Raw genomic sequence first — 894 nt, 5'->3', positions numbered from 1 at the left:
CTTCGACAGGGTCGGGTGGATCTTGCCCTTGGCGATGAGGCGGTTGGCCTCCCAGGCCTCGCGGTAGTTGGCGAAGTGCGAGCCGATGATCCGCTTGAGCGACATCCACAGGTAGCGGTTGTCGTACTCGTGCATGTAGCCCGAGGTCGACGCGCAGGTGGTGATGGTGCCGCCCTTGCGCGTGACGAAGACGCTCGCACCGAAGGTCTCGCGGCCGGGGTGCTCGAAGACGATGTCGATGTCCTCGCCGCCGGTGAGCTCGCGGATGCGCTTGCCGAAGCGCTTCCACTCCTTCGGGTCCTGGGTGTTCTCGTCCTTCCAGAACTTGTAGCCCTCGGCGTTGCGGTCGATGATCGCGTCGGCGCCCATCGAGCGGCAGATGGCCGCCTTCTGCTCGCTGGAGACGACACAGATCGGGTTGGCGCCGCCGGCCAGCGCGAACTGGGTGGCGTAGGAGCCCAGTCCGCCGCTCGCGCCCCAGATGAGCACGTTGTCGCCCTGCTTCATGCCGGCGCCGTTGCGGGAGACCAGCTGCCGGTAGGCGGTGGAGTTGACCAGGCCGGGGGCGGCGGCCTCCTCCCACGACAGGTGGCCGGGCTTGGGCATCAGCTGGTTGGACTTGACCAGCGCGATCTCGGCGAGGCCGCCGAAGTTGGTCTCGAAGCCCCAGATGCGCTGCTCGGGGTCGAGCATCGTGTCGTTGTGGCCGTCGGACGACTCCAGCTCGACGGAGAGGCAGTGCGCGACGACCTCGTCGCCGGGCTTCCAGGAGTTGACGCCCGGACCGGTACGCAGCACCACTCCCGCGAGGTCGGAGCCGATGATGTGGTACGGCAGGTCATGGCGCTTGGCCAGGTCGCTGGTGCGGCCGTAGCGCTCCAGGAAGCCGAAGGT

General features: G+C 67.8%; 1 protein-coding gene. It reads right to left on the bottom strand.

Going from position 1 to position 894, the window contains the following annotated elements; all coding sequences use genetic code 11:
- On the bottom strand, positions 1 to 894 hold an 894-nt coding region (gene ccrA, locus ADK65_RS34500), incomplete at both ends, for a crotonyl-CoA carboxylase/reductase (RefSeq protein ID WP_053675239.1).

The sequence above is a fragment of the Streptomyces sp. NRRL B-1140 genome (genome assembly GCF_001280065.1).
Taxonomy (GTDB): domain Bacteria; phylum Actinomycetota; class Actinomycetes; order Streptomycetales; family Streptomycetaceae; genus Streptomyces.
Note: the sequence above shows the minus strand (reverse complement) of the source record. Positions and strands in the feature narration are given on the sequence as shown.